At 54.2% G+C, this 26933-nt stretch carries 28 protein-coding genes and 1 tRNA gene; 18 read left to right on the forward strand and 11 right to left on the reverse strand.

Features of this window, described 5'->3' with window-relative positions; genetic code table 11:
* Positions 1 to 12: 12 nt before the first annotated feature.
* On the reverse strand, positions 13 to 612 hold the full coding sequence (locus AB4Y96_RS18360) for a tetratricopeptide repeat protein (protein ID WP_441918965.1): 600 nt from the start codon (positions 610 to 612) through the stop codon (positions 13 to 15).
* Between the two features lie 19 nt (positions 613 to 631).
* On the reverse strand, positions 632 to 1084 hold the full coding sequence (locus AB4Y96_RS18365) for an NUDIX hydrolase (RefSeq protein ID WP_175540501.1): 453 nt from the start codon (positions 1082 to 1084) through the stop codon (positions 632 to 634).
* A gap of 288 nt (positions 1085 to 1372) precedes the next feature.
* Between AB4Y96_RS18365 and AB4Y96_RS18370 the strand changes: the two genes are divergently transcribed.
* Positions 1373 to 2416, forward strand: a complete 1044-nt coding sequence (locus AB4Y96_RS18370; RefSeq protein WP_091877354.1) for a magnesium and cobalt transport protein CorA — start codon at positions 1373 to 1375, stop codon at positions 2414 to 2416.
* On the opposite strand, the gene gpt is transcribed toward AB4Y96_RS18370, so the two are convergent.
* From gpt to AB4Y96_RS18385, 3 genes are all read right to left on the reverse strand, one after another.
* The gene (gene gpt, locus AB4Y96_RS18375) at positions 2413 to 2910 is read right to left on the reverse strand and encodes a xanthine phosphoribosyltransferase (RefSeq protein WP_091877352.1); all 498 of its coding nucleotides are present in this window, start codon (positions 2908 to 2910) and stop codon (positions 2413 to 2415) included. The two genes, AB4Y96_RS18370 and gpt, sit on opposite strands and share 4 nt — an antisense overlap.
* Before the next feature lie 182 nt (positions 2911 to 3092).
* A complete protein-coding gene (locus AB4Y96_RS18380) occupies positions 3093 to 3935 on the reverse strand; it encodes a universal stress protein (protein WP_441918968.1) in 843 nt (280 codons plus the stop codon).
* 126 nt (positions 3936 to 4061) lie between these two features.
* Complete coding sequence (locus AB4Y96_RS18385; RefSeq protein ID WP_091877348.1) at positions 4062 to 4811, reverse strand: competence/damage-inducible protein A; 750 nt, start codon at positions 4809 to 4811, stop codon at positions 4062 to 4064.
* A 175-nt stretch (positions 4812 to 4986) separates the two neighbouring features.
* Here AB4Y96_RS18385 and wrbA point away from each other — a divergent pair, with 175 nt between their 5' ends.
* Positions 4987 to 5586, forward strand: a complete 600-nt coding sequence (gene wrbA / locus AB4Y96_RS18390) for an NAD(P)H:quinone oxidoreductase type IV (protein ID WP_441918970.1) — start codon at positions 4987 to 4989, stop codon at positions 5584 to 5586.
* 55 nt (positions 5587 to 5641) lie between these two features.
* On the opposite strand, the gene AB4Y96_RS18395 is transcribed toward wrbA, so the two are convergent.
* Positions 5642 to 5726, reverse strand: a tRNA-Leu gene (locus AB4Y96_RS18395).
* 129 nt (positions 5727 to 5855) lie between these two features.
* Complete coding sequence (locus AB4Y96_RS18400) at positions 5856 to 6260, reverse strand: hypothetical protein (RefSeq protein WP_441918971.1); 405 nt, start codon at positions 6258 to 6260, stop codon at positions 5856 to 5858.
* A 1042-nt stretch (positions 6261 to 7302) separates the two neighbouring features.
* On the opposite strand from AB4Y96_RS18400, the gene AB4Y96_RS18405 reads away from it, so the two are divergent.
* Positions 7303 to 8769, forward strand: a complete 1467-nt coding sequence (locus tag AB4Y96_RS18405; protein WP_441918973.1) for an ArnT family glycosyltransferase — start codon at positions 7303 to 7305, stop codon at positions 8767 to 8769.
* Positions 8770 to 8787: 18 nt separating this feature from the next.
* Here AB4Y96_RS18405 and AB4Y96_RS18410 read toward each other — a convergent pair whose 3' ends face one another.
* The 3 genes from AB4Y96_RS18410 to AB4Y96_RS18420 all read right to left on the reverse strand — a co-directional run bounded on the left by AB4Y96_RS18410 (position 8788) and on the right by AB4Y96_RS18420 (position 11846).
* Complete coding sequence (locus tag AB4Y96_RS18410; protein WP_091877340.1) at positions 8788 to 10293, reverse strand: tripartite tricarboxylate transporter permease; 1506 nt, start codon at positions 10291 to 10293, stop codon at positions 8788 to 8790.
* A gap of 10 nt (positions 10294 to 10303) precedes the next feature.
* Complete coding sequence (locus AB4Y96_RS18415) at positions 10304 to 10765, reverse strand: tripartite tricarboxylate transporter TctB family protein (RefSeq protein ID WP_441918975.1); 462 nt, start codon at positions 10763 to 10765, stop codon at positions 10304 to 10306.
* A 103-nt stretch (positions 10766 to 10868) separates the two neighbouring features.
* Positions 10869 to 11846, reverse strand: a complete 978-nt coding sequence (locus tag AB4Y96_RS18420; RefSeq protein WP_441918976.1) for a tripartite tricarboxylate transporter substrate binding protein BugD — start codon at positions 11844 to 11846, stop codon at positions 10869 to 10871.
* 244 nt (positions 11847 to 12090) lie between these two features.
* Here AB4Y96_RS18420 and ade point away from each other — a divergent pair, with 244 nt between their 5' ends.
* The 5 genes from ade to AB4Y96_RS18445 all read left to right on the forward strand — a co-directional run bounded on the left by ade (position 12091) and on the right by AB4Y96_RS18445 (position 16572).
* Positions 12091 to 13905: an adenine deaminase gene (gene ade, locus AB4Y96_RS18425; protein WP_441918978.1), complete on the forward strand. Its 1815-nt coding sequence runs from the start codon at positions 12091 to 12093 to the stop codon at positions 13903 to 13905.
* Positions 13902 to 15161, forward strand: coding sequence for a threonine ammonia-lyase IlvA (gene ilvA, locus AB4Y96_RS18430; protein ID WP_091877332.1), 1260 nt, complete (start codon positions 13902 to 13904; stop codon positions 15159 to 15161). The genes ade and ilvA overlap by 4 nt, the downstream gene beginning before the upstream one ends.
* A gap of 77 nt (positions 15162 to 15238) precedes the next feature.
* Positions 15239 to 15484, forward strand: a complete 246-nt coding sequence (locus AB4Y96_RS18435; RefSeq protein WP_441918980.1) for a hypothetical protein — start codon at positions 15239 to 15241, stop codon at positions 15482 to 15484.
* On the forward strand, positions 15485 to 16039 hold the full coding sequence (locus AB4Y96_RS18440) for a DUF1697 domain-containing protein (protein WP_441918982.1): 555 nt from the start codon (positions 15485 to 15487) through the stop codon (positions 16037 to 16039).
* Complete coding sequence (locus AB4Y96_RS18445; RefSeq protein ID WP_441918984.1) at positions 16036 to 16572, forward strand: DUF1697 domain-containing protein; 537 nt, start codon at positions 16036 to 16038, stop codon at positions 16570 to 16572. The genes AB4Y96_RS18440 and AB4Y96_RS18445 overlap by 4 nt, the downstream gene beginning before the upstream one ends.
* On the opposite strand, the gene AB4Y96_RS18450 is transcribed toward AB4Y96_RS18445, so the two are convergent.
* On the reverse strand, positions 16540 to 17952 hold the full coding sequence (locus AB4Y96_RS18450) for an aminotransferase-like domain-containing protein (protein ID WP_441918986.1): 1413 nt from the start codon (positions 17950 to 17952) through the stop codon (positions 16540 to 16542). The two genes, AB4Y96_RS18445 and AB4Y96_RS18450, sit on opposite strands and share 33 nt — an antisense overlap.
* A 154-nt stretch (positions 17953 to 18106) precedes the next feature.
* Here AB4Y96_RS18450 and AB4Y96_RS18455 point away from each other — a divergent pair, with 154 nt between their 5' ends.
* The 10 genes from AB4Y96_RS18455 to AB4Y96_RS18500 all read left to right on the forward strand — a co-directional run.
* Positions 18107 to 18970 carry a DMT family transporter gene (locus AB4Y96_RS18455; protein WP_441918987.1) on the forward strand — a complete coding sequence of 288 codons (864 nt, stop codon included), beginning with the start codon at positions 18107 to 18109 and terminating at the stop codon, positions 18968 to 18970.
* Between the two features lie 123 nt (positions 18971 to 19093).
* Positions 19094 to 20290: an HPP family protein gene (locus AB4Y96_RS18460; protein ID WP_441918988.1), complete on the forward strand. Its 1197-nt coding sequence runs from the start codon at positions 19094 to 19096 to the stop codon at positions 20288 to 20290.
* A 322-nt stretch (positions 20291 to 20612) separates the two neighbouring features.
* Positions 20613 to 21947: a DEAD/DEAH box helicase gene (locus tag AB4Y96_RS18465; protein ID WP_441919003.1), complete on the forward strand. Its 1335-nt coding sequence runs from the start codon at positions 20613 to 20615 to the stop codon at positions 21945 to 21947.
* Positions 21948 to 22137: 190 nt separating this feature from the next.
* Positions 22138 to 23166 (forward strand): cysteine synthase A, encoded by a 1029-nt coding sequence (locus AB4Y96_RS18470; protein WP_441918990.1) that lies wholly within the window; start codon positions 22138 to 22140, stop codon positions 23164 to 23166.
* Positions 23167 to 23171: 5 nt separating this feature from the next.
* Positions 23172 to 23918 carry an alanyl-tRNA editing protein gene (locus AB4Y96_RS18475; RefSeq protein ID WP_441918991.1) on the forward strand — a complete coding sequence of 249 codons (747 nt, stop codon included), beginning with the start codon at positions 23172 to 23174 and terminating at the stop codon, positions 23916 to 23918.
* 2 nt (positions 23919 to 23920) lie between these two features.
* The gene (gene sseA, locus AB4Y96_RS18480) at positions 23921 to 24775 is read left to right on the forward strand and encodes a 3-mercaptopyruvate sulfurtransferase (protein ID WP_441918992.1); all 855 of its coding nucleotides are present in this window, start codon (positions 23921 to 23923) and stop codon (positions 24773 to 24775) included.
* Positions 24775 to 25311, forward strand: a complete 537-nt coding sequence (locus tag AB4Y96_RS18485) for a GNAT family N-acetyltransferase (protein WP_441918993.1) — start codon at positions 24775 to 24777, stop codon at positions 25309 to 25311. The genes sseA and AB4Y96_RS18485 overlap by 1 nt, the downstream gene beginning before the upstream one ends.
* A gap of 113 nt (positions 25312 to 25424) precedes the next feature.
* Positions 25425 to 25985: an OmpA family protein gene (locus AB4Y96_RS18490; protein ID WP_441918995.1), complete on the forward strand. Its 561-nt coding sequence runs from the start codon at positions 25425 to 25427 to the stop codon at positions 25983 to 25985.
* A gap of 153 nt (positions 25986 to 26138) precedes the next feature.
* Entirely contained in the window at positions 26139 to 26579 is a 441-nt protein-coding gene (locus AB4Y96_RS18495) for a hypothetical protein (RefSeq protein ID WP_091877311.1), read from the forward strand.
* A gap of 19 nt (positions 26580 to 26598) precedes the next feature.
* A partial coding sequence (locus tag AB4Y96_RS18500) for a hypothetical protein (RefSeq protein ID WP_441918997.1) occupies positions 26599 to 26933 on the forward strand: 335 nt, incomplete at its 3' end.

Genomic DNA, 26933 nt, shown 5'->3' on the forward strand with positions numbered 1-26933 from the left:
CGCCCGCACTACCTATTGTGGGTTCTTGGCCTTCTGGCGCTCATATTCAAGCGCATCGCGCGTTGCATTTTCCGTATCGCCCTTGGCGTTATAGGCGATAGCTCTGTTGTAATAAGCAGTCGGGTAATCCGGCTTCAGTCGAATGACTGCCGTGTAACCGGCAATCGCCGCATCAAGATCGCCTTTCTTTTGATAGGCATAGGCTTTGCCATACAGGCTGTCGACATCATCAGGCACCAGCTTGAGCGCCGCATCATAGTCCTCAATAGCATGGTCATAGTCACCCAGATCATGTCTGGCATAGCCGCGGCTGTAATAGGCGTCCTTGAAGTCTGGCTTCAGGCTGATGGCTTGGGAATAATCGGCAACGGCCAGATCGAGTTTCTGGGCATCCAGATAGGCATTGCCTCTGTCATAATAGGCCTTGGCGTGCAGATGATCCGGTGCGTTGTCGACCCAGTTCGTACAGTTGCTGATTCGCTCTTCCGGGGATGAAGATGCCGATTCTTCAATGCAGGATTTTTCAGTTTTCTCCAGCTTGGCGTTGTCGAGGGCCAGTACAGGGCTGGAGATCATCGTGATGAGAACGAATGAAAGACCGAAGCGGAGCATATCGCGTGTCCTGAATAAATCAGCGCTGGGTGATGAGCGCCGGATCAAAACTCGCAATAAGGGTCTTTAGTTCCGGTTCTTCAACCCGGCTGACACATTCTTCAACACTTACCCATTCGAGGCGGCGTTCGCCGCGTTCCGGCCAGTTCTTCTCCTGGTGGGAATAATGCATGGGGAAAACATCGACGATAAAGTCGCCGCACTCGCCCTCGGACATATCGTGTTTTTCGTAGCGGTAGGCGCCAATGGAGAAGGGCGCAATGTCACCGCGCGCACCGGCTTCTTCATAAGCTTCGGTACGTGCGGAATGAGCAAAGGTTTTGCCAACCTGCGGCCAACCCTTAGGCAGCACCCATCGTCCAGTGCCACGACTGGTGATGAGAAGAATCTCTGTCTGGTGTTTTTTGACCCGGTAAACGAGCGCAGCGACCTGGCGGATTCTGCCGTCGGGCATTTCAATCCGTTTTTCCATCACAATCTCGTTGGCGTAATTAAAGTTCAATGCTCCGTCCATATTTTGCGTTTTGTTTCAGTGATTGTGAACCGATTCTTCGAAACAGCAATCACTCAATGAGTACTGTTCCTAGCTTATATGCGACTTGTGTCGATTTTTTGAACAGCAGTGCAAAAAAATCACAGCGAATGGCCAGTGTTGAAAAGGGCACGAAAGAGCGGGGAACTCGCCGGGCCAAAGGATAAGATTGGCAAGGGACGGCCAGTGGGCGTAATCTGTCTCCCAACGACATGCTGGGGAGGTGCAATGGTATTTTCACGGACTGCTGAGGATGATGGGGCTTCGTCGTTTTCTGATGCTGCCAAGCTTCATGATGAAGGCGCAAGCGTTGTCGCCTCGTGCGTCTATGCCAATGGTCAGCGGATTGCCGATATCGCAATCGATGATGCTGGGGATTGGGCACGCAAGGAGGGGCACGTCGTCTGGATCGGGCTTCTGGAGCCTGATGGTGAACTCCTGCACAGGGTCCAGAAACAGTTCAACCTGCACAGTCTTGCCATCGAGGATGCAGAACACGCGCATCAACGTCCAAAACTGGAGCAATATGGCGATGCGATCTTTGTTGTGGCCCGGACAGCCCAGCTGATTGAGGGCCGGGTGGCATTCGGCGAAACTCACGTCTTTCTCGGCAAAGGTTATATTGTCAGTGTCCGCCATGGTGCTTCAACCTCCTATACGGCGGTGCGCAAACACTGGGAGACTTCGCCCTATGCGCTGTCAAAGGGTGAAGACTTTATTCTCTATGCCATTCTTGATTTCATCGTTGATAATTATATGCCGGTGCTGGAAGCCATTCACGACGAGGTGGAATCGATCGAGGACAGGGTTCTTACCAAGCCGATGACCAATGCCGATATCGAGCGGCTTTATATGCTGCGCCGCGATCTTCTGCGGTTGCGCAATGCCATCGGACCGCTGGTGGATGTGTGCGGGCGCCTCAGTAACACCGATCTGCCGCAAATCCAGACCGGAATGCAGCCGCTTTTCCGCGACGTCACCGATCATGTACGCACGGTTCAGGAAAAGATCGATGGCTTGCGTGAAGTGCTCGCCTTTGCTTTCGAAGCAAGTCTGCTGGTTGGGCAGAGCCAGGAAACCGCCATTGCCAAGCGGCTGGCATCGTGGGCGGCCATATTGGCGGTGCCCACGGCTATTGCTGGCATTTATGGCATGAACTTCCATTACATGCCCGAACTTGACGACCCCATGGGCTATTATGAAGTCATGGGGTTTATTCTGGTGCTATGCGTCATACTTTACTGGCGGTTTCGCAAGAACGGCTGGCTTTAGCCCCGGTGACCCTTGGTAATGGGTTCCTGATAGGTCAGGCCCATATCCCAGGGGAAATAAATCCACGTATCCTGTGAAACTTCGGTCACGAAGGTATCAATGAGCGGGCGACCCTTTGGCTTGGCATAGACAGTGGCAAAATGTGCCTTTGGCATCATGGCGCGCACGACGGCGGCTGTCTTGCCCGTATCGGTCAGATCATCGATAACAAGAATGCCTTCGCCGCCGTTTTCCAGAAGGCGCGGATCAACATCCTTGAGAACCTTGAGTTCGCCCTGTTCCTCATAGTCATGGTAGGAGGCGATACAAACGGTCTCGATCATGCGGATACCCAGTTCACGGCAGATGATGGCTGCAGGAACAAGGCCGCCACGCGTGATGGCGACCATGGCGCGCCATTCGCGCTGCATGCCTGCAACACGCCAGGCGAGGGCGCGGGCATCCCGATGGAACTGGTCCCAGGAAACCGGAAAAGCTTTATCGGGAAGAGACATGGCGCACTCCATCAAGTAATCACGAAACAAGCGAAGGCCAAAGTTTCATAGAGAAACTCCAATCCGCAAGAGAATGCGTTTCGCAATAGCTGGAAAAGCCTGTTCATGGCAAGCCGCTTGCGCAGCCTGCTATCCCCTGAAGCACAGAAAGGTGTGATTTGCGGCTCTGTGGCCCGAATTGATCAGCGCGACATCAGTGTCAGACAGGGCATGTCGGATATGAAAGAGCTTGTCACCCCTCCAAAAACCCATTCCTTGAGACGCGATTGGCTGTAGGCACCCATAACGACCAGATCGACTTTATCCTCAGCAATCTTGCGGCGGAGAATCTTGTCGGCCGCCTCACCATTGGATTCAATCGTGAAGGGATTGACGTTCACACCGTGACGGCGCAGCGCATCGGAAAGCGGTGTTCCCGGAATATCCATATTGGGATCGGTGGTCTTTTTGGGATCGATCCAGACAACATCTGTTCGTTCAGCTTTGATCAGGAAGGGCAGGGAATCGAATGCAGCGCGTGATGCCTCGCGTTTACCATTGAAAGCCACAAGGACACGATTGATCTTCGCCGGTAGCTCCGTCTTATAAGGAACGAACAGAACGGGACGTCCACTCTCCATCACCAGCGGATCGGTCACATCATTGACGCTATCGGGATCATCCGGGTCCGGTTGGCCCGCGATAATAATGTCAGCGCGAAGCGCACTCTGTGTCACACCTGCGGATGGGCTGCTGCTTTCGGAACGGACAATACGAAACTCGTGGGAAATCTTGCCTTTGCCCATTTCCTTGTTGAACAGCGCTGCAATGGCCTCGGAGTTTTCCTTATGGCGCTGTTCATGTGCCTCAAACAGTGTCGTATCGGCAAAACCGGTTGGATCTGCGTAAACGATGGGAGAGGGGATCGTATAGAGGCCGATAATGTGTGTTCGCTCGCTTGATGACGCTATCAGCTTCGCCGCGCCCATAACTCTTCCTGCCTCGCGTTCGCTGCGGATAAAAGCGATGATCGTGCGAAATGCCATGTTGGCCTCCATCGGTTGATACGTCGATCTTCCTATTCAGATCATTATACGCCCGGAACACAAGTCCCGTGCATGTGATTTTATCGCAGGTGCGAAGTAAAACGTTTGCAAATGGCTGCGGGTTCCTCAAATTTGCTTTGTTGCTGAAAGGTTTTCGACCATGGCTTTCACGGCCTGTTCTGCGGCGGCAAGTTTTTCCTCATCGCGCGCCCGAATGACGAGTTCCGTGGAGAATTTGTTATTCTCGTATTTTGGATAGGAGCCGATGATCGTTTCCGGGAAAGCCGCCTGAATATCGCGCAAGGGTATGGCAATCGTGCCCTCGCCAAAGGGGCAATTGACCGAGCGGGAAAGCAGTTGTTTGCCGACCTTCAGTGTTGGAATCACGTTGTCGAGCATCGCCTGAAAAATCGAGGGAACACCGGCCATTACATAGACATTGCCAATGTTGAAACCCGGAGCGGTCGAGACAGGATTGTCGATATGAATAGAACCGCGCGGCATGCGGGCCATGCGCTGGCGGCTTTCGGTGAATTCCATGCCGCGTGCCGTATAAGCGTCGCCCATCAGCTTCATGGCCTTGGCATCGTGCTCGCACGGCACACCAAAAGCTTTTGAGATGGCGTCAGCCGTGATGTCATCATGGGTCGGGCCGATACCGCCTGAGGTAAAGACGTAATCATAGTTGGGGCGCAGCGCATTCAGCGCGTCGACGATGCGGTCTTCCTCATCGGGAACAATCCGCACTTCTTTCAGATCAATGCCAACTGCCGTCAGAATATCGGCGAGATGGCCAATATTCTTGTCCTTGGTTCGACCTGAGAGCAATTCGTCGCCAATGGCGAGCATGGCAGCGCTTACAACATCATTCGTCATCTGGATTCTCCTATCGCCGCCGCGAACGTAGTGGGCACAAACAGCCGCCGCAAGCCATTTCAAATGGTGAACAGTTTGTCGTGACAATGTTTGTTTTAATGAACAGCGAAATGCTTACGTTAAAAAGCCATGGCGGCATTTGTCCGTCGAACCGGTTTCAACGATGGAGACGATCATGGCCAAGCTATTGGTGCTTTATTATTCGAGTTGGGGACATATGGAGCAGATGGCTTATGCCGCTGCAGAAGGCGCGCGCGAAGCCGGCGCTGAAGTCACAGTCAGGCGCGTTCCGGAACTCGTTCCGCTGGAAGTGGCTCAATCTTATCACTACAAACTCGATCAGAAGGCTGAAATTGCCACGGTGGACGAGCTTGAAACCTATGATGCCATTATCGTCGGCGTATCCTCGCGCTTCGGCTCGATGTCAGCGCAGATGAAAAACTTTTTTGACCAGACCGGTGGTCTGTGGGCCAAAGGCGCATTGATCAACAAGATCGGTTCCGTCATGGCGTCTTCCGCCACCCAGCATGGCGGACAGGAACTGGCGCTGGTTTCCACCCAGTGGCAGATGCAGCATCATGGCATGATCATCGTGCCGCTCTCCTACGCCTATCAGGCGCAGATGGGCAATGATGTCGTACGCGGCGGCGCACCATACGGGATGACCACGACAGCAGACGGCGATGGTTCGCGCCAGCCTTCGGCGCAGGAACTGGAAGGCGCAAAATTTCAGGGCAAGCGCGTTGCAGAGATCACCATCAAGCTGCATGGCTGATTTATTTGGTTGAGAAAAGCAAAACCCGGCAATCACTTGCCGGGTTTTGCGTATCTGGTGCGGACGGCGGGGGTCGAACCCGCATGACCTAGGCCGAGGGATTTTAAGTCCCTTGCGTCTACCAGTTTCGCCACGTCCGCGCGCTTATGCTTTTCAACGGTTCGGACGATTCCGTCAACTGGCTGTTTGCTGTGAAAGCGGCTTTTTGCGTGAGCGTTCCGCTCACGATCACTTAAGTAGCCCTTGCTGCTGTGGGCATATGCAAGGATTCACCGGCTTGGTGTGGTAACGACGGTGGATGATTTTGAAGCCCAAACAAGGAAGGGCAGCCTGTACTGAATATCTTCTATAATAACCGCATCTTTTCCGTTTTGATGCTTATACAAGAATGCACAGGAACTCCCCTCTTTTGTGGGTGTATATAACGTTTCGCTAATTAGTTCGTCGCGTGGGCGCCCTTTCAGTTCAAGCATTTGATGGGTTCCGGGCTTTAATATGAAAGATTTGCCTCCGGTTACGTTGAAGACAAAACGCATCCACTTTTCCGACTTCGCTGCTTCTTGAGAGTTGTTGGTTGCTACACCGAGAGGTAATCCCATCCACACTTGACAAAGCACTGTGGGTGAAATGACAGCAAGCCCTGGACCATCGTTACCAATGAAAATAGACAGCATTTCTGGATTTGCATCATACCGATGCGTATTTTGCATATAAGTAGTTTACGGCTTGAATTATCGATCCAGAGGCAACAGCAAATACCGAAAAAGCTGCAATAAAAAGGCTTAATGAAGTATTTCCAATATCAAAAAACCTAGTGAAATTTTGCCTTCCATTACAGTGAAGGCAAATTCTTGCATCGCATCTGATAATAGATTTACATGATATACATTCTGCATCTAGTTTAGTCATGAATGATGTTAATCATATCTATTTTTTATTGCTAGGAGGTCGATTGATGATCCCCAATTATCGAACAGCCCAAGGCATTAGTGATCTTGAATATTTGACGGTCGAAACCTTCCTCTTCAATCTGACGATTGTGTTTAGAAATTTACCATAGCTGGGGTCGAGCAGGCGCAAATGCATCGAGAGTGCGGAAGGAAATCGGAGCTTGGCCACGTTCCCACGCCCATGGTTCTATGACCAAGCTCCGAAGCCGGAAGCAACCGGCACTATAGAGACGGATGATGTGCTCAAAAATTTAGTTGAAATCTTGGATTAATTTTCAGCGCTATGTTCTTTAGAGTAAAGCGCAAAAGGAAAGGGCGGGATACTGACCGATCCCGCCCCTTCACCCCACCCCAGGAATTATTCTTGTTTTGGTGAGGCTTGAATATTCTTGTGAGATTTGCTGTTCAGATGCCATCCGCAATCATGCTTATTAAGCGCACTTTAAACTCAGCGCTCTGTCGTTTCGCCACCCACAGGCTTTCGACCGCAATGATCGTAGACGTTATGCTCAATCTTTCTCCCTGAACATTGCAACTACAGTTATGGACATTAGTCACTTGCGTTGGCTTGAAAAGGGACGCCGCTGTCCCCTTTTGAAATATCCTTGTTTGGGGCTGATCAGGTTTCACTCAAAAGCGGGTTAGCGGAGTGCACGCCTGAGCAATACACGTTGATGCACGTGCAGGTAGATTTCCGCTGCTACTTGGAATAGAAGCGGCGCAATCAAAGATAGAAACAATGCCAGCTATTCCGGTTCAAATGCCTATGAACGCCCTCAAACGATTTGCATCGGAAAATCCCGGTCTTCTGTTCGTTCTCCTGTATTTTGCCTTTCAGGTATTTTTCCTGACAAGCATTTCCAATGGTGCCGGTGTCGATGATGCCGAGCAGCTGGCCTATGTCGGTGCCTTGCAATGGGGATATGGCGGATCGCAACCGCCGCTCTATACCTGGATCAACAGTGTGGCCGGGGATGTTCTGGGCATCAGCATGTTCACCGTATTTCTGGTGAAGTTCGGTATGCTGGCGAGCCTGTTTGTCAGTGTCTATGCGGGTGCGAGGCTGCTTGGCCTGTCAAAGGTGGTTGCTGCTGCTGGCATGGTTGGTGTGTTCCTGCTGCCGCAGATCGCCTGGGAATCACAGCGGACGCTTACGCATTCCGTCGGCGCCACCACTGGTTGCGCATGGGCATTTCTGGCTTTCGCATGGCATATGAAATCCCGCTCGTGGCTTTCCGCGGCGCTGCTGGGGCTTGGCATTGCCGCCGGTATTCTTGGAAAATTCAATGCAGGCTTCTTCCTGATTGGCCTGATTCTGGCCGGATTTTCYGTTCCTGCCTACCGCGCTGTTCTTCTGTCCCCCAAGTCCATCCTGACCCTCGTGGTCTTTTTAGGGGCCATAACGCCGACAGGACTTTGGGCGTTGTCCCATATGGATAGTCTGCTGGCGCGAACACGCAAATTCGAGTTCAACCAAAGCCAGTTTTTGATCAGCCGCCTGCATGGTGAGTGGAAACTCTTCCTCAACGGTATTCTCTTTTCCGGTGTTGCTCTGGTGTTTTTTGCGGTTGCCTGGTGGCGCAGCCGCGCGCAACAGGTCACGCCGAAGGCGGGCTGGACCGACGGTGAAACCTTTGTCGGCCGTATCATCATGTTTGCGCTGGTCTGTGTTTTCATTGGTGTTCTGATCAGCGGTGCCGCCGAGGTCAAGGACCGCTGGCTGCAGCCGGTGCTGTTCCTGTCGCCGCTTTATCTGGCGCTTTTGCTTGGGCGCTATATTGCGTCGGACCTGCCGCTCAAACGCTTCGCGATCGTCGGCGCGCTCTGTGGTCTGGCTGTTATTCCGGTTCTGGCCTTTAACATCCTCCACGCGCGTGATGGCGGCGTGCCTTCCATCGGGCAATTGGACTATGCAAAACTCTTCGCTGCAACGCGCGCCGACGGAAATTACCTCACCGTTGTTTCGGATGGACCGCAATTACCGGGCAATTTGCGCCTGTTTGATGGAACTGTCAGTCCCGTGCATTGGGAAATGCCCAATGCTGCGGCGCGTATCCAGTTTCCGGCGCTGTTTGTCTGGTTTGGCGAAGGCATGAACCCGGTGGTGCAGGGGCTCATGCAAAGCGCTGGCGTCACCAACCCGCCCACTGAGGTCAAACAGGTGACGCTGAGCTATAAATATTATCCTGATCAGACCAAAATTGTGAGCTACGTGATTGTTCCGGCGCGCTAAGGCGCCGCAACAATGCTCTCATACTTCCTCGACAAACACCTCGTCGCGTTTCTTGCGAATGCTCGGAAGCAGCACAACCACCAGCACTGCGGCTGCAAGCAGCAATAGCGACAGGCTGATTGGACGGGTGACGAAAGTCGATGGATCGCCGCGTGACATGATCATGGCCCGGCGCAGATGCTCTTCCAGAAGTGGCCCGAGCACAAAGCCAAGCAGCAAAGGTGCCGGTTCACAGCGCAGCTTGGCGAGAACATAGCCAATCAGGCCAAAGAAGGCGACGGCAAAGAGGTCGAACACGTTTGAGTTGACGCTGTAAACGCCAATCGCACAGAAGGCGATGATCGCAGGGAATAACATGTAATAGGGGATTGTCAGCAGCTTCACCCATAGGCCGATTAGTGGCAGATTGAGCAGGATGAGCATCAGATTGCCAATCCACATGGAAGCGATGATGCCCCAGAACAGGGCAGGCTGCTCTATTGCCACATTGGGGCCGGGGACAATGCCCTGAATGATCATTGCACCGATCATCAGTGCCATGACAGGGTTGGCGGGGATGCCAAGCGTCAGCATCGGGATAAATGATGTCTGTGCACCGGCATTGTTGGCGGATTCCGGACCGGCAACGCCTGCAATGGCGCCCTTGCCGAATTCCTCCGGGGTTTTCGACATGCGCTTTTCCACCGTATAGGAGGCGAAGGAAGCGAGGATCGCGCCGCCGCCGGGCAGGATGCCAAGCGCTGAGCCTATGGCCGTACCGCGCAGGATTGGCGCTGTCATTTCCTTCCAGTCTTGCCGCGTTGGCCAGAGATTGGTGACTTTTTTGATCATAACCTCGCGGTCATGCTCGTTTTCGAGATTGCGCAGGATTTCAGCAATGCCGAATACACCAACGGCAACGGCGACAAAGTTGAGCCCATCGGACAGTTCAAGAATGCCGAGATTGAAACGTGGCGTTCCCGTATAGATATCGGTGCCGACGAGCCCCAGCAACAGGCCAAGAACCACCATCCCGAGCGCCTTGACCACGGAGCCATGGGCGAGGGCGATGGAGGAGACAAGGCCGACGATCATCAGTGAAAAATATTCGGCTGATCCAAACTTCAGGGCAATAATGGTCAGTGGCGGCGCAAAGACCGCAACGAGAAAGGTCGAGACCGTTCCGGCAAAGAAGGAGCCAATGGCCGCAATGGCGAGAGCCGCACCGGCCCGGCCTTTTCGCGCCATCTGATAGCCGTCGATAGCGGTGACAGCGGAAGAAGACTCCCCCGGCATATTGATGAGGATCGCGGTGGTCGATCCGCCATATTGCGCGCCGTAATAGATGCCAGCGAGCATGATCAGCGACGAAACCGGCTCAAGCTGAAAGGTGATCGGCAACAGCATCGCGATTGTAGCCGTTGCGCCGATACCGGGCAGCACGCCGATCAGTGTGCCAAGGATGACGCCGATAAAGCAGAAGAACAGGTTCCACGGCGAGGCGGCGGTCACGAAACCGAGGACGAGATTGTTCAAAAGATCCATGTTCAGCTCCTCACAGTCCGAGCCATGGCCCGAACCGCCTGAAGGGCAGTCCGAGCGCGTAGCTGAAAACGATCACGGAAAACAGCGTCAGGCCACCTACCAGAACGAGTGCCAGACCCGGTTTCATTTTGACGCTGGCAAAAGCGGCCCAAAGGCCGGTTATGAACAACGCGGGCACAAAGCCGAGCCCACGTACCGTCAAACCAAAAATAACCGGTGCAGGCAGAATGAAAAGAATACCGCGCCAGGCGATTGGGCCCATCGGCTCATGTTCGAGCTGTGTTCCCTGAATGATAATGATGACACCCAGCACGATCAAAATACAGGCAAGGACGAGCGGAAAATAACCCGGACCCATGCGGAACGCCGTGCCGAGTTCGAGGCCGTAAGCCTGAATGGCAAAAACAAGGCCCGCTGCAATGAACAGAAGCCCGCAAATCAGATCGCGTGAACTGAAACTCAACGATTTCATAGAACCCCCACAGTGCCTTTTTGGCTTTTTGTGACCGATACCCCAGTTCATCTCCCCCGGTTTAAGGGGAGATGTTTTGGTAAAAAACGGCAAGGCCGCTTATTCAATCGGCGTACTGTCCGGCTGCTTCGATCACAGGCTTCCAGCGTGTGACTTCGCTTTCTAGCTTGCTCTTGAGACCGGCAGGTGTTGCTTCCGCATCGCTGACGGGCACAGTACCAAGCTCGGCAAAGCGGGCGATAATGTTCGGGTCCTTCAGAGCCTTTTGAAGCGATGCCGACAGCTTCTCCGTGACATCTTTCGGTGTGCCCTTCGGCGCGTAAATGCCATGCCAGATACCGACTTCAAGACCGGGCAGACCTGCCTCGGCTACGGTTGGAACATCTGGTAGAGCGGCAAGGCGCTTGGCCGATGTCACGGCATAGGCTTTGATGGTGCCGCCCTTGATCTGCTTTGTCGTGTTCGTCGTCTGATCGCACATCAGATCGACCTGTCCGCCCAGAAGGTCGGTCATGGCTGGTCCTGTGCCCTTATAGGGAACCGTTACAAGCGGTGTCTTGATTTCGCTCATGAACAGCATGCCGCAGAGATGCGATGCTGCGCCGATACCGGCATTGGCAAGGCTTACCTTGTCCGCATTGGCTTTCACGTAATCAACCAGACCTTTGAGATCCTTTGCCTCAAAATCCTTCTTGGCGACAACCGTCATCGGAACATCCGTAACAAGCCCGACATATTCAAACGCATTGAGGGTGTCGTAGGGCAGTTTGCGATAGAGTGTTGCGCTGGTTGCCATGCCGATGTGGTGCAACAGCAGCGTGTAGCCATCGGCATCCGCCTTGGCCACCTGCGATGCACCAAGCGTGCCACCGGCACCGCCGACATTTTCAACGATGATCTGCTGGCCAAGGTCCTTGGACATGGTTTCCGCGACAAGACGTGTCACCGTATCAGTTGGTCCGCCAGCCGAGAACGGTACAACCATCGTGATATTGCGTTCCGGATAACCAGCCGCGTAAGCGCCGGTTGAAAGCAGGGTGATGGCAGCCGTGGCCGCAAATGAGATTGAGAGTCCGCGCATTAAATTCCTCCCCGAGCAATGCGTTTATATCAGTACAATGGTTTTGCCGTGATGGCTGCCATATCCATTGTTCCTCCGAGGATATTGGCAGTCTCGTTGCGGCGCCTTGCACTTGATCCTATCGGACTTAACCAGAGCGCCCATGTCAAGTAATTCATTGGTATTGCGATTTTTTTTGATGAATGCGCCGCGAAAGCGTCTTTATTGGTATATGCATTGTGAAAGCAGTGAATGAGGTGATGAGATGAGCAGACAGGCGCCAACCGGTAACAAACCGCAGGCATGGACAGAATCAGCCGCCTTGCTGGTGGATGTTGCCATGGGCCGCAGTCACGCTGATCTTGTCGTGCGCAATGGCCGTCTTGTCAGTGTTTATTCGGGTGAGATTATTGCAGGCATTGATATTGCTGTCGTTGCCGGACGGTTTGCCTTTGTCGGGCACGGTGCGGAACATTGCATCGGGCCGAAGACCAAGGTTATCGATGCGGGTGGGCGTTACCTCGTGCCGGGTCTTTGCGATGCCCATATGCATGTCGAAAGCGGCATGGTGACCGTCACCGAATTCACGCGCGCCGTCATTCCGCACGGCACGACCTCCATGTTCATTGACCCGCATGAAATCGCCAATGTGCTCGGTTTAGAAGGTGTCCGGCTCATGCATGATGAAGCGTTGGCCATGCCGATCAATGTGCATGTGCAGATGCCAAGTTGTGTCCCTTCAGCTCCTGGTCTCGAAAATGCTGGCGCATCCATCAGCCCTGATGATGTGGCTGAGGCCATGACCTGGCCTAATATTGTCGGGCTGGGTGAGGTGATGAATTTCCCCGGTGTCGCCAATAATGACCCAACCATGCGTGGTGGTATCGATGCGACCGTCAAGGCGGGCAAGACCGTTGGTGGGCATTTTGCCTCGCCGGAACTGGGGCGTGCATTCCACGGTTATGTGGCAGGCGGACCCGAGGATGACCATGAAGGCACGCGCATGGAAGATGCGATTGCCCGGGTGCGTCAGGGCATGCGCGCCATGCTGCGTCTGGGCTCGGCGTGGTATGATGTCGCCAGCCAGATCAAGGCCGTGACGGAACAGGGGATTGATCCGCGCAATTTCATCCTATGCACCGATGACAGTCATTCCGGTACGCTCGTTAATGATGGTCATATGGACCGGGTGGTGCGCCATGCCATTGCGCAGGGGTTGAAGCCCATAACTGCAATCCAGATGGCAACGCTCAATACAGCTCAGCATTTCCGCATGGAGCGCGAGATCGGCTCGATCACGCCCGGTCGTCTCGCTGATTTTCTGATTGTGTCGGACCTTGCTAATCTCACCATCGACCGGGTCTATGGTCGCGGTGTGCTTCTGGCGGAAAAGGGCAAGCTTGCAGCGGAGATCCCTGTTTATAACTATCCGGCCTTTGCCAAGAACACGATCAAGCTTGGCAAGAAGCTCAATGCCAAGGATTTCGATATCAAGGCCCCGAGACCCTCCAAACACGTTACGGCACGGGTAATTGGCGTTATCGAGAACCAAGCGCCAACAAAGGCACTTGAGGCAGAACTGTCGGTTTCCGATGGCATCGTGCAGATGGACCGCCGCAATGATGTGTGCCAGATCGCGCTGGTGGAGCGGCATCGCGGTACTGGGGCCGTGGTCAACGGTTTTGTCTCCGGCTTCGGTTACACACTTGACTGTGCCATGGCGTCGACTGTCGCCCATGATAGCCATCATATGATCGTCGTCGGCACCAACAAGGATGATATGGCCAAGGCCGCCAATCGTCTGGGTGAAGTCGGCGGCGGTGTGGTGCTGTTCTCAAAAGGGCGGGAACTGGCGCTGGTGGAAATGCCGATTGCTGGTCTCATGTCCGACCAGCGGGCGGAAGTTGTTGCCGCAAAAGCCGACAAGCTTGTCAATGCCATGCGGGCCATGGGATGCAGTCTCAACAACGCTTACATGCAGCATTCGCTGCTGGCGCTTGTGGTCATTCCCGAATTGCGTATTTCCGATGTCGGCATTATCGATGTCAGAACATTCGAGAAGGTTGACCTGTTCCTATGACTGCATTCATCAAAGCTGTGGACCGCGCGACGGAAAAGATGCGCGCGCTGTTCCCGGAAACACCGCTGCAACTCAATCATTATCTCTCGCAGAAGTACGGCGCGCAGATTTGGCTGAAACGCGAGGACCTATCGCCGGTTCGTTCCTACAAAATCCGTGGCGCGTTCAATTTCATTGCCCATTATCTGAACGAGCACAAATCGGAGGATTCGACGTTTGTCTGTGCTTCCGCTGGCAATCATGCACAGGGTTTTGCGTTCATCTGCCGCCATTTTGGCAAACATGGCGTGGTTTTCATGCCTGTCACAACCCCGCAGCAAAAGATCGACAAGACGCGGACTTTTGGCGGTGAGTTCATCGAAATCCGTCTTGTCGGCGATATTTTCGACCAATGTTATGCAGCTGCGCAAGATTTTGCTGCGGAAAAGGGTGCGGTCATGGTGCCCCCCTTTGATCATGCTGACATCATCACCGGGCAGGCAACTGTTGCGCATGAAATTGCGGCGCAGCTTCCCGACAAGCGCAAACCGGACCTGATCATTCTGCCCGTGGGCGGCGGTGGTCTATCGGCTGGTGTCACCCGTTATCTGGGCGATCTTGGCTGGGAAACGCGTTTCCGCTTTGTCGAACCTGCGGGAGCACCGAGCCTCAAACGCAGTCTGGAGGCGGGTAAGAGGGTCAAGCTCGATACGGTCGATAATTTTGTCGATGGTGCTGCTGTTGCCGAGATCGGTCGCGAAAACTTCAAGCTTCTCAAAGAGTTCACAGCAGACTCTGTGATGTTGATTCCGGAAAACCGGCTGAGTTCAACTATTATCGAGATGTTGAACATTGAAGGTATCGTGGTGGAGCCCGCTGGCGCTCTTGCCATTGATGCGCTTAAGGATTTCAAGAAGAGCGAGCTGAAGGGCAAGCACATCATCCTCGTCATTTCAGGCAGCAATTTCGATTTCGAACGCCTGCCGGAACTGAAAGAACGCTCGCTGCGCTATGAGGGGCTGAAGAAGTATTTCATCTTCCGCTTCCCACAACGTCCGGGTGCCTTGCGCTCATTCCTCGATCTGCTTGGCCCCGAGGACGATGTGGCGCGCTTTGAATACCTCAAGAAATCTGCGCGCAATTTCGGCTCGGTTCTGATCGGCATCGAAACCAAGCAAAAGGCGAACTTTGATGCCCTGTTCCAGCGCTTTGATGAAGCAGGCTGGGCCTATCAGGACATAACTGACAACGAAACAATCGCTGGGCTGATTATCTAATTTCTTGCGATTGCAGTTGGTTGAATCGCCTGTAAGATTGCCGAGGGGAATGCAATCTGAAGGGGTAGATATTCTAAATGACCGATCTGCAACCACGGCCAACAGCGCATTGGCGCATCATTCTTGCGTTTATTCTTGATTTCATAACTGCTTTTTTTGTTTTGGGTTTTCTGGTCGCTACGCTCCTTGGCGGCAGGACTGAAAACGGTTTTTCCCTCAATGGATGGCCCGCGCTGGTCTTCCTGGCTCTTCTGATTGCCTATTTCGTCATTGGAAAACGAATTGGCGGAACGTTGTGGAAGCGCATTCTTGGCGTTAGATAGATGGGCCGCAAAACAACCTACATCATTCTGTTTCGCGGCGTCAGCGGTGCAACATTGCTGCCGGTGCAGCCTCTAAAAGCTGCCTTGCTTGAAGATGGTTTTGAAAAGGTTGTCACTTATATCAACACCGGCAATGTCATTCTGGTATCTGACCGGACGCCGAGACAAATCGTACAAAGAATTGCTGATATCACATTGGAGAGATTTAGTTTTTCCAAATCAATCATGATTGTTACCAAATCCGCATGGAAGAAACTTATAGCGTCAAACCCGTTTCGGGAAGGTGCCAGCGAGGGCAACAAACTTCACGCTTATGTTCTGGAAAAAGAACCTGACGGCGCGGCAGTGAAAGCACTTGAGAGGAAGAACGCAGGACCGGAGCAATTCGCGGTCGACGGCAAGGTGCTTTATTACTATCCGCCGCAGGGCGCATCGGAATCCAAACTCTTCAGCAAGATCGAGACAACGCTCAAGGTCGCGGCAACGGCACGCAATTGGAACACCGTGTTGAAGCTGGCGCAATTGGCGGAACAGATCGACAAGGGGGCACTATGACCAAATATATTGTTCTGTTCAGAGGCATCAATGTGGGCGGCAACAAGATCGTCAAAATGGAGACATTGCGGACAATTCTGGCTGTCGCCGGATTTGGCGATGTCAGGACTTATGTTCAAAGTGGCAATGTGATTTTGACATCTGACCAGACTGCGCGCCGGGTTGCTGAAACCATCACTGAGATTTTTCCACGAACCTTTGGGTTTTCGTCGCGCGTGACCATCCGCAGCGAGGATGAGTGGAACTGCATGGTCAACAAGAACGCCTATCCGCAGGCGCTGGATAATCCGAAAAACCTGCATGCGGTGATCATGGATGATGACCCGACCGATGCTGCTTTGGTGGAACTTGCTAGCAAGGCCGGTGATACGGAAGAGTTCACGGTTCGCAACCGCGTGCTGTATCTCTACACCCCTGACGGATTCGGCACGTCGAAAATGGCCGAAGCACTCGACAAAGTGTTGAAAGTGCCGTTGACGGCGCGCAATTGGCGCACGGTGCTAACGCTGCAGAACATGCTCGCGGCTGGTTAAGGCGGTTTCCAACACCGTGAAAATACGCGGATCAGCACATTGAGCCACATTGAAGCGCATATAATTGTGCGCCGATTGGGTGAGGCTGAACACGTTGCCGGGAGCGAAGACTATTCTCTCCTTAAGTCCCGCTTGGGCTACACTCGCTGCGTCGACCCCATCGGGCAATTTGCACCACAGAAACATGCCGCCGCGTGGCTCGATCCATGGCACCAGTCCGAGCGCCTTTAGTCTCGTGCCTGTTTCAGCCATGTTCTGGGCAAGACGTGCCCGCAACTGGTCCATATGCTTGCGATAGGTGCCGTCTTTCAGCATGAGCAAAACCAGTTCTGATGATAACCGTCCGCCACCAAACGAGGTGGCTATGCGCAGATCAACGAGACCACTGATCCAATCCCGCCGCGCAGCGATGAAACCGCACCGCACCGAAGCGGATAGCGATTTTGAGAAGCTGCCCATGTGAACAACGCGCTCCAGCCCATCAAAAGCTGCAAGGCGTGGAGCAGGTTCATGCTCGAAATCGGCGAAAATATCATCCTCGATGATGGTGAGGTCATGTTGTTCTGCCAGTTTGAGCAGGCGATGGGCAATAACCGGCGAAAGTACAGCGCCTGTTGGATTGTGGAGGGCCGAGTTGGTGATGTAGAGGCGAGGGCGATGTTCCGCCAAAGCCTCGGCAAAGCGGTCCAGATCTGGTCCATTGGCCGTATAGGGTACACCGATGACCTTGACCCGGTGTGCGCGCAACAGCGCGTGGAAATTGAAATAGCAGGGATCGTCGACGATGACTGTGTCATCGGGTTCGACCAGAAAGCGACAAAGCAGATCAATGGCCTGCGTGCCGGATTCGGTGATGATGATCTGATCGGATGCCGCGTCGATGCCATGTTCAGCCATACGCCGGGATAGCAATTGGCGCAGTGGCTTCAACCCAAGTGGCGTTGAATAATCGGTGAGGAGTGCATCTTCGGCACGGGCGAGTGTCCGCAGCGCACGCCGTACACCAGACTCTGGCATCCAGGACGCGGGCAGCCAGCCGCATCCGGGTTTGGGCATATCCTCATCCGCGTCAAGCGACAGGTGCGAAACCCAGAGCGGATCGATGGCATGATCAAGCCGTGGTCCGATTTCCGATAATGATAATGGCGGCATATGGCCGGCAACATAAAAGCCGGAACCGCGGCGCGACTGGATTGTGCCATCAGCCGCAAGCCTGTCATAGGCTTCGACAACGGTCGATTTGGACACCTGCATGATGACGGCAAAGCTGCGGATTGACGGCAGACGCGCGCCGGGTCCGAGCGTTCGTCCGGCAATCCGCTGGCGAATAGCCTGCATCACCTGTTCGACAAGGGTGCCGTCTTGCGAAGAAATATCCATCTGTACTGCTCATTATCCCATTACAGTTTGGATATATTGTACTGTACCGTCTCTGGAAAATCCATGCCTATCCGTCGATATCTCTGGAGCAGTTCCTGCCTGACGGAACGATTCTGTCTGAGCGAAAATGCGGCAGGGAAGATGAGGTGCGATAATGGACAAGATGACGAGTGGCTGGATCAACGGATTTGTAGGAATGCTGATTTTCAGTGGTTCTCTTCCGGCTACACGCGTGGCCGTGGCCGATTTTGATCCGGTTTTCCTGACCGTCGCCCGCGCCACCATTGCCGGGCTGCTCGGGCTGGCCATGTTGCTGGCCTTTCGTGAGAAGCGTCCGGCAAAGGCGGACCTCATGTCGTTGTTCGTGGTGGCGCTCGGTGTTGTCGTCGGCTTCCCGCTGCTGACCGCGCTGGCGCTTCGGCACGTCACGTCTGCCCATTCCATTGTGTTCATCGGCCTGTTGCCATTGGCGACGGCTATTTTTGGTGTACTGCGCGGTGGCGAGCGTCCGCGTCCGGTGTTTTGGGTTTTCTCCTGCCTTGGCAGCCTGTTCGTCGTAGGCTTTGCGTTGTTTCAGGGCGTGACTGCGTCATTGACTGGTGATCTTCTGATGTTTGCGGCGGTCATTGTCTGCGGTCTTGGCTATGCGGAGGGTGCCCAACTTTCCCGCAGGCTCGGCGGCTGGCAGGTTATCTCATGGGCGCTGGTTCTGTCATTGCCGCTTATGCTGCTGTTGACGCTTTACACCATGCCGCATGACTGGGGCTCGATCAGGCAGGGTGCATGGCTGGGACTGGCCTATGTCTCGCTGTTTTCCATGCTGATTGGTTTCATCTTCTGGTATCGCGGTCTTGCACAGGGCGGCATCGCAGCGGTGGGGCAGTTGCAGTTGCTGCAGCCGTTCTTCGGACTGGTTCTGGCGGCAACACTGCTGCATGAGACCGTTGGCTGGTCGATGATCCTTGTGACGATGGCTGTCATCCTGTGCGTGGCAGGCGCAAAGCGATTTGCCAGATAGGCGGGTTCTGGATGCAATCTTGGATTGTTATTCTGAATTATTCTCAATCTTGAGTAATTCATTCTTTGCCAGTTGATGCAGCAAAAGGTATGCGCATGTAATGCGCAGCTTCAGGAATGCATCATGAAATCATGGATAATCGCGTTGCAGCGGTTCTTGCCTGCATTGGCTCCGGTCAGCGGGATGGAACGGCTGCGCGCCTGTTTCGGTGCATTGCTTGGCGTGTTCATCACCGGCGTTGTCAGCGAGACTGCTCTTGGCCCAACCACCGCAGTGCCACTTCTGATTGCCCCAATGGGGGCGTCGGCTGTGCTTTTGTTTGCTGTGCCGTCCAGTCCTCTGGCACAGCCGTGGTCAATTATTGTCGGCAACACAATTGCTGCTTTGATCGGCGTTACCTGCGCCATCTGGATTCCTGATCTGGTTATCGCTTCGGCTGTTGGTGTTTCGCTGGCTATTCTCGCAATGATTGCTACCCGCTCCTTGCATCCACCAAGCGGTGCGGTTGCCTTGACCGCGGTTCTCGGTGGTCCCGTCGTTCATAATCTTGGCTATGGGTTTGTGCTGTGGCCGGTGGGGCTCAATTCCCTGCTGCTGCTGATTGCAGCCTTGGTCTATAATAATCTGACAGGCCGTCGCTATCCGCATATTGTTCCAGCACCGTCTGTCAACGTACACAAAACCGCTGATCCTTTGCCAACACGTCGACTGGGCTTTACACCTGCTGACTTGGATACGGTGCTCCGGCAATACGATGAAGTGCTCAATATCAGCCCTGATGATCTTGATGCTATCCTGCATAAGACCGAGATGCAGGCGTATCGCCGCCGCTTTGGCGAGGTGCGCTGTGAACAGATCATGTCTACTGACCTTGCAACGGTAAAAGCTGATACGCCATTGCATCTCGCATGGGCTTTGCTGGTCAAGCATCGCATCAAGGCGCTGCCTGTGGTCAACGCCCATCGCAACATCATCGGTATCGTGACGCAGACCGATTTTATGGAGAATGCCAATTGGGATCGGGACGGTGATCTGAACATTGGTCTTGCGCGCCGTCTGCGCCGGGCCGTCAAGCTGGATCGCCGGGCGCAGCGCACGGTGGCCGACATCATGATCTCAGAGGTTCACTTCGTCCGGCCAGAGACATTGGTGACGGAGCTGGTGCCAGCGATGGCGGATAGGGGACTGCATCATTTGCCGGTGGCCGATGAGAATGAGAAGCTTGTCGGCATAGTCACACAATCCGATGTGATTGCTGCGCTCTATAACAGCAATCTGAGTGCCGGACGTCCGGATGAGCCGCTGACTTTAGCCGGATGATCAGAGTGCCATTTCGCGGCGCACAATAAAATCGTTTGCTTTTTTGCCAAAGAAAGCCCATATGCGGCTCAGGCGCTTGGACCGGACACTCCGGTCTTCCGATTGCGGACTTCGTGGCGTCTAAGTCCTGTTGGCACACTGTCTCAGGCACGGCTGCGCAAGTCGCATGGAATCTTTGGTTCCCCGCGTCTCGTCGTTCATCCCGAATAAGTTACATGCAGGTTGCGCCCTGTGATGTGTTTATGGTCCGTGATCTCCCATCACGCTTGGCCAATGAAAGAAGATTGAATTGGAAAATATAGAAAACACCGGCTTTGCCGCCATGGGTCTGAATGCCATCCTGCTCAAAGCAGTTGAGGCAGCTGGAATGGCTACTCCCAAGCCAATCCAGGAACAGGCCATCCCGGCACAGCTCGCTGGTCAGGACATTCTCGGCATTGCCCAGACGGGCTCCGGCAAGACGGCGGCATTCAGCCTGCCGATCCTGCAGAAAATCCTGACCATCGGCGACAAGCGCAAGGGCAAGACTGCCCGCGCGCTTATCCTCGCACCCACCCGCGAACTTGCCGTGCAGATCGAAGAAACTGTTCGCAAGCTCTCCAAGGGCGCGCATATCTCGACTGCTCTTGTGCTTGGCGGCGTATCCCGCGTGGCGCAGATCAACAAGATGCAGGGTGGCGTTGACGTTCTCATTGCAACGCCCGGCCGTTTGACTGATCTCGTGCGCGACAACCGCATTGATCTGTCGGAAACCCGCTGGCTCGTTCTCGACGAAGCCGACCGCATGCTCGACATGGGCTTCATCAACGATGTGAAGCGCATTGCCAAGGGCACACACCGCGATCGCCAGACTGCGCTGTTCTCCGCAACCATGCCAAAGGAAGTCGCAACACTGGCTGAAAGCCTGCTGCGTAATCCTATTCGCGTGGAAGTAGCGCCGCAGGGCACCACAGCTGCTGAAATCAAGCAGGTTGTGCACATGATCCCGACCAAGCAGAAGAAGCAGGTTCTTTCGGCCATGCTGAAAGATGCAACGCTGTCTTCGGTTATCGTCTTTACCCGTACCAAGCATGGTGCTGATGCAGTGACCCGCGTTCTGGAAAAGGACGGCTATGAAGTGGCTGCCATTCATGGCAACAAGTCGCAGAATGCCCGCCAGCGCGCGCTGAACGGGTTCAAGGATGGTTCGGTTCGTGTTCTCGTTGCCACTGACATTGCCGCTCGCGGCATTGATGTCGTCGGTATCAGCCACGTCATCAATTTCGACCTGCCGGATGAGCCGGAAAGCTACGTGCACCGTATTGGCCGTACAGGCCGTAACGGTGCATCGGGCAATGCGATCACGCTTTATGATCCAGCCGAAGAAGCATCCAAGTTCAAGGCCGTCGAGCGCGTCACGCGCATGCGTCTGCCGCTTGCCGATTCGCCTATTGATCTGTCGACGCTGCCAGCACGTGTTGCCAGCAACGACCAGCGTCCAGCACGCCGCGAAGGTGGCAATGGCGCACCGGGCAAGAAGCCGCATCGCGGTCAGGCACCGGGCAAGCCACGCGAGCCGCGCGGCGAAAAGGTCTGGAGCAATGATGGCGGCGCTCCGGCACAGAAGCGTCCGTTCCGCCGTGCCAAGCGCAAGAGCTTTGGCGCCAAGGCTGCATAAGCTGCTTTAGAGATAACCAATCAGGCCGTTGATACATCGTATCGGCGGCCTTTTTGTTGGGGCGCGCTTGGCGTCCTGCTTTCCTGCCAAGAAATAAAGACCTGCATTTTCATGACTTTCTGCCATTCGGCGCTTGAACGGCGCGCGAGGGGCAAATAGGTTCAAGCCAAGCAGAATGAGGACTTGGCCCATGTTGAATTCAGTGATCGACGCCATCGGAAACACGCCGCTAATCCGCTTGAGCAAGGCATCGGCTTTGACCGAGTGCGATATTTACGGCAAGGCTGAATTTCTGAACCCCGGACAGTCGGTCAAGGACCGCGCAGCACTTTATATTATCCGCGATGCTGAGAATCGCGGCCTGCTACGCCCGGGCGGCGTCATCGTTGAGGGTACGGCTGGAAATACCGGTATTGGCTTGACGATGGTGGCCAAGACATTGGGCTATCGCACGGTCATCGTTATTCCCGAAACGCAAAGCCAGGAAAAGAAAGACGCGCTGCGCCTGCTCGGTGCGGAACTGGTCGAGGTTCCGGCGGTTCCATACAAGAACCCCGACAATTATGTGAAAGTTTCTGGCCGTCTTGCCGAGCAGATGGCAAAAACTGAGCCGAATGGCGCTATCTGGGCCAATCAGTTCGACAATGTTGCCAACCGGTTGGCCCATGTGGAAACCACAGCGCCGGAGATCTGGCGCGATACCAATGGCAAGGTTGATGGTTTTATCTGTGCGGTGGGTTCTGGTGGCACCCTTGCGGGAACCGCTGCCGGGCTCAAAGCGCGCAACAAGGACGTCAAGATCGGCCTTGCCGATCCGCTGGGTGCGGCGCTCTACTCCTACTATACAACAGGCGAGTTTAAGGCTGAGGGCAGTTCGATCACCGAGGGTATCGGGCAGGGCCGGGTAACGGCCAATCTTGAAGATTTCACGCCTGACTTTTCCTATCAGATACCGGATGCGGAAGCATTGGATGTGGTGTTTGATCTGGTGACAGAAGAGGGGCTTTGCCTTGGCGGTTCTTCCGGCATCAACATTGCCGGGGCGATCCGTCTGGCACGCGATCTTGGTCCCGGCCACACCATCGTCACCATCCTCTGCGACTATGGCAACCGCTACCAGTCAAAAATGTTCAATCCGGAATTCCTGCGCTCCAAAGACCTGCCAGTTCCCCGCTGGATGGAAGCGAAAGTAAACATATCCGTTCCGTTCGAAGGCTGACTTTAATGGCATATGACACGACAATTCTTTTCCGCGACGATTCCTATCTGAAAGAGACGGAAGCCACGGTTCTTGCGATCAATGAGCGTGGTGGCATTCTCACCGACCGGACGATTTTTTATGCGACATCAGGCGGTCAGCCCGGCGATACCGGTGTTTTTGTCCGCGATGATGGCAGCATAATTGTCATCGCTGCGACCGTAACGGGTGAGACCAAGGAAGAAATTATCCATGTGCCCGCACCCGATCAACAGGTGCCTGCCATTGGCGAAAAGCTGACCCTGCGCATTGACTGGGACCGGCGCTACAAGCTGATGCGCATGCATGCGGCCTGTCATTTGCTCAGTGTTGTCTGCCCGTTTCCAATTACCGGCGCTTCGGTTGCCGAAGATGACAGCCGCGTTGACTTTGATTGGCCGGATGCCGGAGTGACCAAGGAAAGCGTGACGGAAAAGCTGATGGAACTGGTTAATGCCAACCATCCGATTTTCACGCGCTGGATTACGGACGAAGAACTTGCAGCCAATCCCGGTCTTATCAAGTCAAAGAATGTGCGCCCGCCCAGTGGGACAGGCCGTATCCGTCTTGTCTGTATCGGTAAGGATGCCTCCATCGATTCGCAGCCGTGCGGCGGAACCCATACGGCTACAACAGGCGAAGTTGGTGCGATCCACATTGGAAAAATAGAAAAGAAGGGCAAGGAAAACCGGCGGTTGCGTATCCGCTTCGGCGCCTTGCCGGAAGGAGAATGACCGTGGCAGACAAGAGCGCGTTTGTGGTTTCCCCCGACTGGTTGCAGGAACGGCTGGGTCAACCGGGCTTAAGCATTCTCGATGCTTCCTGGTATTTTCCCTTTCTCAATCGTGATGCCGAAGGTGAATACAAGGCCGCTCATATTCCGGGGGCCGTGTTTTTCGATCACGAAAAACTGTCCGATCCGAATTCTCCTTTGCCGCATACATTGCCCAAGCCTGAAACTTTCGCCGCGGCAGTCAGCAGCATGGGCATTACGAATGATGATACGATTGTCGTCTATGACGGCCCCGGCATGAACACATCGCCGCGTGTCTGGTGGATGTTGCGCACCATGGGCGCAAAGAATGTGTTTGTGCTGGATGGCGGTTTCGACAATTGGAAGAATGACGGCAGGCCGGTGACCGATGAGGTAACCAAGATTGCGCCGTCGGCCTTTGTACCAAAGTTTCAGGCGGATAAGGTGGCAAGCTTCGCCGATATGCGAGAGATCGTCGACAGTGGATCGCGTCAGGTCGCCGATGCGCGCGCGGCAGGACGCTTTGTCGGCAAGGACCCGGAACCACGCGAGGGCCTTCGTTCCGGTCATATGCCCGGCGCGCGCAATGTGCCGTCTTCGACATTGGCCGACAAAGGCTATCTGAAGGATTTGCCGGGTTTGCGTCAGGTGTTTGACGATGCCGGTGTTGACCTGTCCCAGCCCATCGTCACGAGTTGTGGTTCGGGCATCACTGCTGCCGTAATTACCCTTGCGCTCGAATCTCTCGGCCATAAGGATAATATCCTCTATGACGGATCGTGGAGCGAGTGGGGCGCGCACAAGGAAACGCCTGTTGCGACAGGCGAAGCAGAATAATGACCGAGGCAAGCAAGCCAAAGATTTTAAAGACGCGTGTAACGCTGCTTGAGATGACCAACCGGCCTGTTTATTCCGTTGCAACTCCAGCCAGCTTCAAACTGGCGATCATGTCGGCGACGAATATTTCCCTGCCGTTTTACCGTTTTCTCTATGAGCAGGTCGGCAAACCGCATCATTGGTTCGTGCACAGGAACCTTAGCGACGAAGCCTTGGCCGCGATCATTCACCGGGATTGCGTCGCCATTCATGTATTGTATGTGGATGGCTCGCCAGCCGGGTTCTTCGAACTGGTGCTCAATGAGGAACCGGGTGTCGCGGAAATCCTTTATTTCGGTCTTGTGCCGGAGTTTCAGGGGCGGGGACTTGCCAAATTTTTCCTGAACGAAGCCATTTCTGCCGCGTGGATGAGCAGCCCGGAAAAGGTGATTATCGAAACCAATACGCTCGACAGTCCGCGCGCCCTGCAAATGTATCAGCGGATGGGGTTCAATCCTGTTGGATTTGCCGATGCGGAAATTGAGGCTTGGTTGTAACTACAATCTTCGGTTGCGGAGTGGGGCGTTCATGCCCGCTTCATTTTTGCTGCGCTATTTCTTCTTCAACAATCAAGGCAGTGGAAACGCCTGTCTGGAAGGAGAGAACGTCTATGATCAATCGTCGTGGCCTGTTGTTTGGTCTTGCTGCAGCAACCGTTGCTGCACCCGCTTTTGCGCAATCGCGTCAGATGCCCAGTGCTGATGAGATAGAGCGGCGCCTTGAAGCCGCTCCGCGCATGCGTTTGCCTGAGGAACGCCGTGTGACTGTGCGTGAATTCAAGCGCCGTCCCGAACTGCGCCGTTATGCACCGTCGATTGATATACAGTCGATCAACTTTGCCTTTGGTTCAGCGGCTATTCCTCGTTCGGAGCAGGACAAGGTAGAGCGTATTGCGGATGGGCTGAACCGCGTTCTGAGACGGCGGCGCCGCAACGAGGTTTTCCTGATCGAGGGGCATACGGATGCGGTAGGATCGTACGAGCCAAATCAGATTCTTTCCGAGCAGCGAGCTGAATCGCTCAAGCGCGATCTCGTGCGTTATTTCGGTGTTCCACCGCGTGCGCTCGAGACAGTTGGTTATGGCGAGGAATATTTGCTTGTTCAGACCGAGTATGAAGACTGGCGCAACCGGCGCGTTACGATCCGCCGGGTCACCGATTTCATCCGCTGATCTGTTTGGTGAGGGAAGCGGCGCAGCCCATGCTGCCCGCCGCTTCCATATTGTATTCTTTCCGTAGAAAAACCTTTTTATTTGCTGTTTGTCTTCTGGCGGTCCGATAAATATCCATTTACATAGGGTGTATTACTTATCGGGGGGTAACATATGAAGTTGAACACAGCATTGATTGGCTTGGTGTTGGTATCATCGGGCCTGTTGGTTTCCGCGTGTCAAACATCAGATCAATCCATTACGAGAACAGGGTCTACCGTTTATGCGGTTTCGACCAAAGCGGGGCAGCAAGTCCTGTTGACCAATGTTTATAAAATTAATCCCGACTGCTCAACGACGTGGCATCCGACGCTTAAGGTGGTTTCTGGTCCTCAGCATGGCACAGTGAAGATCACGCGCTCGTCCATTTTCCCGGCATTTGGCGCTGGTCACGCATTGCATAAATGCAATTCGCGCCGTGCTTCCGCGGTCGCACCTGTGTACACGCCTGCGCCGGGTTTCGTCGGTACGGACACGATCGATATTTCGAGCACGATCATGGGAGATAACCGGTCTTTTGACTATTACAGCTTCCGTATCACCGTAACGAATTAGAATGATCTTGGGGATAAAAATGAAATTGAAGACTGTATTGACTGGCGTGGTGTTGGTGTCATCGGGCCTATTGATGTCCGCATGTCAAACGGCTGATCCGACTGTAGCAAAAGTTGGATCAAGTACTGAAAAGGCGACGGCCAAATCTGGAGAGAAAGCCACGCTTTTAAGCTTTGCTGGAGTGAATGACGACTGTTCGAGCCAGATACCTCCCCAACTGAAAGTGGTATCTGGGCCTTCACACGGAACAATTGACTTTTCCCGTGGAAGTGGCCGCCCAAAATTCGCGCAGGGCGAACGTAGATACAAATGCAATTCACACAACATTTCGAAGATCTTCGTGGAATATACGTC

The sequence above is a fragment of the Phyllobacterium sp. TAF24 genome (assembly GCF_052113785.1).
Lineage (GTDB): Bacteria > Pseudomonadota > Alphaproteobacteria > Rhizobiales > Rhizobiaceae > Phyllobacterium.

Coding starts and splice junctions, on each gene's coding strand:
- AB4Y96_RS18460 (WP_441918988.1), top strand. CDS start 19,094: ATGAAATCATGGATAATCGCGTTGCAGCGGTTCTTGCCTGCATTGGCT.
- wrbA (WP_441918970.1), top strand. CDS start 4,987: ATGGCCAAGCTATTGGTGCTTTATTATTCGAGTTGGGGACATATGGAG.
- AB4Y96_RS18385 (WP_091877348.1), bottom strand. CDS start 4,811: ATGACGAATGATGTTGTAAGCGCTGCCATGCTCGCCATTGGCGACGAA.
- ilvA (WP_091877332.1), top strand. CDS start 13,902: ATGACTGCATTCATCAAAGCTGTGGACCGCGCGACGGAAAAGATGCGC.
- AB4Y96_RS18420 (WP_441918976.1), bottom strand. CDS start 11,846: ATGCGCGGACTCTCAATCTCATTTGCGGCCACGGCTGCCATCACCCTG.
- AB4Y96_RS18450 (WP_441918986.1), bottom strand. CDS start 17,952: ATGGATATTTCTTCGCAAGACGGCACCCTTGTCGAACAGGTGATGCAG.
- AB4Y96_RS18400 (WP_441918971.1), bottom strand. CDS start 6,260: ATGCTGTCTATTTTCATTGGTAACGATGGTCCAGGGCTTGCTGTCATT.
- AB4Y96_RS18485 (WP_441918993.1), top strand. CDS start 24,775: ATGACCGAGGCAAGCAAGCCAAAGATTTTAAAGACGCGTGTAACGCTG.
- AB4Y96_RS18380 (WP_441918968.1), bottom strand. CDS start 3,935: ATGGCATTTCGCACGATCATCGCTTTTATCCGCAGCGAACGCGAGGCA.
- AB4Y96_RS18495 (WP_091877311.1), top strand. CDS start 26,139: ATGAAGTTGAACACAGCATTGATTGGCTTGGTGTTGGTATCATCGGGC.
- AB4Y96_RS18440 (WP_441918982.1), top strand. CDS start 15,485: ATGGGCCGCAAAACAACCTACATCATTCTGTTTCGCGGCGTCAGCGGT.
- AB4Y96_RS18360 (WP_441918965.1), bottom strand. CDS start 612: ATGCTCCGCTTCGGTCTTTCATTCGTTCTCATCACGATGATCTCCAGC.
- AB4Y96_RS18415 (WP_441918975.1), bottom strand. CDS start 10,765: ATGAAATCGTTGAGTTTCAGTTCACGCGATCTGATTTGCGGGCTTCTG.
- AB4Y96_RS18490 (WP_441918995.1), top strand. CDS start 25,425: ATGATCAATCGTCGTGGCCTGTTGTTTGGTCTTGCTGCAGCAACCGTT.
- AB4Y96_RS18365 (WP_175540501.1), bottom strand. CDS start 1,084: ATGGAAAAACGGATTGAAATGCCCGACGGCAGAATCCGCCAGGTCGCT.
- AB4Y96_RS18470 (WP_441918990.1), top strand. CDS start 22,138: ATGTTGAATTCAGTGATCGACGCCATCGGAAACACGCCGCTAATCCGC.
- AB4Y96_RS18475 (WP_441918991.1), top strand. CDS start 23,172: ATGGCATATGACACGACAATTCTTTTCCGCGACGATTCCTATCTGAAA.
- AB4Y96_RS18465 (WP_441919003.1), top strand. CDS start 20,613: ATGGGTCTGAATGCCATCCTGCTCAAAGCAGTTGAGGCAGCTGGAATG.
- AB4Y96_RS18435 (WP_441918980.1), top strand. CDS start 15,239: ATGACCGATCTGCAACCACGGCCAACAGCGCATTGGCGCATCATTCTT.
- AB4Y96_RS18370 (WP_091877354.1), top strand. CDS start 1,373: ATGGTATTTTCACGGACTGCTGAGGATGATGGGGCTTCGTCGTTTTCT.
- ade (WP_441918978.1), top strand. CDS start 12,091: ATGAGCAGACAGGCGCCAACCGGTAACAAACCGCAGGCATGGACAGAA.
- gpt (WP_091877352.1), bottom strand. CDS start 2,910: ATGTCTCTTCCCGATAAAGCTTTTCCGGTTTCCTGGGACCAGTTCCAT.
- AB4Y96_RS18410 (WP_091877340.1), bottom strand. CDS start 10,293: ATGGATCTTTTGAACAATCTCGTCCTCGGTTTCGTGACCGCCGCCTCG.
- AB4Y96_RS18455 (WP_441918987.1), top strand. CDS start 18,107: ATGGACAAGATGACGAGTGGCTGGATCAACGGATTTGTAGGAATGCTG.
- AB4Y96_RS18445 (WP_441918984.1), top strand. CDS start 16,036: ATGACCAAATATATTGTTCTGTTCAGAGGCATCAATGTGGGCGGCAAC.